1 protein-coding gene is annotated in these 4,489 nt (G+C 73.4%); it reads right to left on the bottom strand.

Annotation, left to right across the window (positions count from 1 at the left end):
* Nucleotides 1-4,489 (bottom strand): SDR family NAD(P)-dependent oxidoreductase (locus STRAU_RS43160; protein WP_203227490.1); only part of this gene is annotated, 4,489 nt, incomplete at both ends.

Here is a 4,489-nt window from a genome sequence, read left to right as displayed (position 1 = left end):
CCGTTGCGCCGCGCGTCCGACAACCGCTCCAGGACCAGCATGCCGACGCCCTCGCCCCAGCCCGTGCCGTCGGCGGCGGCCGCGAAGGGCTTGCAGCGGCCGTCGGGGGCGAGGCCGCGCTGGCGGCTGAACTCCAGGAAGGTGCCCGGTGCAGGGCGACCAGGGACGACGAGCAGGCCGTGTCGACGGTCACCGCGGGGCCTTCGAGGCCGAGGGAGTACGAGATGCGGCCCGAGGCGATGGCGCCGGAGCTGCCGGTGCCGAGGTAGCCGCCGAGGTCCTCGGGGACGCTGGCGAGCTGGGAGCCGTACTCGTGGTAGATGAGACCGGCGAAGACACCCGTGGGGCTGCCGTGCAGCGTCGCCGGGTCGATGCCGGCGCGCTCGAACGCTTCCCAGGAGGTCTCCAGGAGGAGCCGCTGCTGCGGGTCCATCGCTAGGGCCTCACGCGGCGAGATGCCGAAGAACGGCGCGTCGAACTCGCCCGCGTCGTGCAGGAAGCCGCCTTCGCGGGCGTAGCTGGTGCCCACGCGGTCGGGGTCGGGGTCGTAGAGGGACGCGGTGTCCCAGCCGCGGCCCTCCGGGAACTCGGTGATGGCCTCTGCGCCGTCGGTGAGCAGCCGCCACAGGTCTTCGGGGTTGTGTACGCCGCCGGGGAACCGGCAGCTCATCGCGACGATGGCGATGGGCTCGTCCTGGGCAGCGGCGGCCGTCACCTGCGGTGCCCGGCCGGCCGCCGTGCCGGTCGCGTCCCCCAGGTCGCCGAGGATTTCGGCGCCCAGGTACTGGGCGAGGATCTTCGGCGTGGGGTAGTCGAAGACGAGGCCCGCGGGCAGCCGTGTCTCGGTGGCGGCGTTGAGGCGGTTGCGGAGTTCGACGGAGGTGAGCGAGTCGAAGCCCAGCTCCTTGAACGCCTTGGTGGGGGTCACGTCCTCGCCGGAGGCGTAGCCGAGTACGGCGGCGACCTGCGCGCGGACCAGGTCGAGCAGGGCGCGCTCGCGGTTCTCGGGCGGCAGCGCGGCCAGTTGGTCGGCGAACGTGGTACCGGCCGCGGCGGGCCCGGACTCGACGACGCGACGGCTGCGTACGCCACCGCGGATGAGGGCGCGGAACAGGGGCGGCACATCGGCGCCGAACTGCTTGCGCAGAGCTTCGGTGTTGAGCTTCATCGGGATGAGGGCGCCGTCGGGCTGGGCCAGGGAGGTGTCCAGGAGGGCCAGGCCCTCCTCCGCCGACAGCGCCGCGACTCCGGCGCGGTTCATGCGGTCGATGTCGCCCTCGTCGAGGGCTCCGGCCATGCCGCCCTGATCCGCCCACAGACCCCACGCCAGCGACGTCGCGGGCAGCCCCCGGGCGCGGCGGTGCTGGGCCAAAGCGTCCAGGAAGGCGTTGGCGGCCGCGTAGTTGGCCTGACCGGCGCTGCCCAGCACGCCGGCCGCCGAGGAGAACAGCACGAACGCCGACAGATCAAGGCCGGCCGTCAGCTCGTGCAGGTTGACGGCCGCGTCCACCTTCGGCCGCAACACCGTGTCCAGCCGCTCCGGCGTCAACGCCGTCACCACACCGTCGTCGACCACACCCGCCGCATGCACCACGGCGGTCAGATCAGCGCGCACCGAGTCGATGAGGGCGGCCAGCGCGTCACGGTCGGCCACATCACAGGCCGCGATGGAGACGCGCGAACCCAACTCCTCCAGTTCCGCCCGCACTTCACCCGCACCAGGGGTGTCCTCACCCCGACGCGAAACAAGGAGCAGATCCCGTACGCCATGATGCGCGGCCAGATGCCGGGCCACGACCCGACCCAGCCCGCCCAACGCACCCGTCACGAGGACAGTCCCCCGCCCGTCGAACACCGGCGGCAGCGTCAGCACCACCTTGCCCACATGCCGGGCCTGACTCAGATAACGGAACGCCTCCGGCGCCCGCCGCACATCCCACGCCTTGACCGGCAACGGCTCCAGCACCCCCTGCTCGAACAGGGACAGCACCTCCGCCAGCATGTCGTGGACGCGGTCGGGCGACAGCTCGGCGAGGTCGAAGCTCCGGTACTCGACACCTTCATGGGCGTCAGCCACGGCCGCGGGGTCGCGGAGGTCGGTCTTGCCCATCTCCACGAAACGCCCGCCACGCGGCAGCAGCCGCAGCGACGCGTCCACGAACTCCCGCGCCAAAGAGTTCAGCACGACGTCCACACCGCGGCCTTCGCTGGCGGCCAGCACGGACGCCTCGAAGTCCAGGGTCCGCGAGGAGGCGATACGGGAGTCCTCGATGCCCAACTCCCGCAGCACGCCCCACTTCCCGGCGCTCGCGGTGCCGTACACCTCCGCACCGAAATGCCGCGCCAGCTGCACCGCCGCCATACCCACACCACCGGCAGCCGCGTGCACCAGAACCGACTCACCCGCCTCAAGACCCGCCAGGTCCCGCAGCGCGTAGTACGCCGTCAGGAACACCGTCGGAACGGCGGCGGCCTGCGCGAACGACCAGTCCTCCGGCATCCGCGCCACCATCCGCGCGTCCGCGACCGCCAGCGGCCCGAAGCCACCGTCGATGAGGCCGAGGACGCGGTCGCCGACGGTCAGGTCCGTCACGCCGGGGCCGACCTCGGTCACGACACCGGCGCCCTCGGTGCCCATCTGGGCCTCGCCGGGGTACATGCCCAGCGCGATCAGCGCGTCGCGGAAGTTGACACCCGCGGCACGCACCTCGATCCGCACCTCGCCCGCGCCCAGCGGCCTGCCGCCGGACACCTCGGCGTCGTCAGCCGTCGGCAGCAGCGCCAGATTCTCCAGCGTGCCCCGGCCCGTCACCCCCAACTGCCAGGAACCGACGGCCGGAACGTCGAGCACTCCGGCGCCGGAGCCGGCCCGCACCAGACGCGGCACCCACACCACGTCCCCGCGCACCGCCACCTGCGGCTCGTCGAGGCCGAGCACGCCGGGGAGCAACGCCGACGACTGCTCGCCGTCCACGTCCACCAGGACCAGGCGCCCGGGGTTCTCCGACTGCGCCGACCGCACCAGACCCCACACGGGCGCGTCCACCAGGCCCGCGGTGGACACCACGTCGCCGGAGCCCACGCCCACGGCACCGGACGTCACCACCACCAGGCGCGAGTCGACGGCGTCCTCGAACGCCAGCCACTCCCCCAGCACGTCCAACGTGCCGTACAGCGAGTCGCGTACCGAGGCGGCCGTGCCGTCGTCGCCCGGCTCGCGGGCGCAGGTGACGAAGACGGATTCGGGCAGGGTGGCTCCGTCGCGCACGGCGGCGGCCAGCGCGGCCACATCGGCGTACGCGGTGACGGTGGCGCCCGTGTTCTCCAGGGAGGCACGCAGTCCCAGCGTGTCCTCACCGAGCACGGCGTACGCGTACGCGCCGCTTGTCGCCGGTGCGGGCGCGGACACCACGCTCCAGTCGACGCGGAACAGCGAGTCGTCGTCGCCGCTGCCGGACGCGGTGTCCAGTTCACCGGCCTCGAGGGCGCGCAGGACGAGGGCGTCCACGGTGGCGACCGGTTCGCCGGAGGTGTCGGCGATGCTGACGGACACCGCGCCGGAGGCGGCGGGCGTCAGGCGGACACGCAGCTCGGACGCGCCGGTCGCGTACAGCGACACACCGCTCCAGGAGAACGGCAGCCGTGCTCCCGCCCCCTGTTCGTCCTGGCCGATGGCCGTGAGGGCGATGCCGTGGAGGCTCGCGTCGAGGAGCGCCGGGTGCAGGCCGTACTCGGCGGCCTCGTCCCGCTCCCCCTCCGGCAGGGCGATCTCGGCGAAGACGTCGTCGCCGCGGCGCCAGGCCGCTCGTACGCCCTGGAAGGCCGGGCCGTAGCCGAGTCCTGCGGCGGCGAAGCCCGCGTAGAGCTCTTCGGTCTCCACGGCGTCGGCACCGGTGGGCGGCCACTGGCTGAGGTCGCCGTCGGCCGGGCGCGCGGGGGTGCTCGGGTCGGCGGTGGCGAGGACGCCCTCCGCGTGGCGGATCCACGGCTCGTCCGGGATGTCGTTCTGGCGCCGTGAGTGCAGCGTGAAGGTGCGGCGTCCGGTGTCGTCCGGTTCCTCCACCCACAGCTGGAGCTGTACGCCGGTGCCGTCCTCGGGCAGGACGAGCGGGGCTTGCAGGATCAGCTCCTCCAGCACCCCGCAGCCGACCTCGTCACCGGCGCGTACCGCCAGTTCGACGAAGGCCGTGCCGGGCAGCAGCGCCCGCCCGGCGACGACGTGGTCGGCGAGCCAGGGGTGGGCGTCGATCGACAGCAGGCTCGTGAACAGGCGGGCGTCGCTCCCGGCGACCTGGACGGCCGCGCCGAGCAGCGGGTGGTCGGCCGCGGCGAGCCCGGCCGAGGTGACGTCGCCGGTCAGGGCGGGGGCGTGCAGCCAGTAGCTCTGGTGCTGGAAGGCGTACGTGGGGAGGTCGACGCGGCGGCGGGACTCGACCGGGGCGTACAGCGGCGCCCAGTCGATCTCGGCTCCGCGTACGTGGAGTTGGGC

The organism is Streptomyces aurantiacus JA 4570, from assembly GCF_000414115.1.
In the GTDB taxonomy this organism is placed as follows: domain Bacteria; phylum Actinomycetota; class Actinomycetes; order Streptomycetales; family Streptomycetaceae; genus Streptomyces; species Streptomyces aurantiacus_A.
This window is presented reverse-complemented; position numbering and strand designations above follow the sequence as displayed.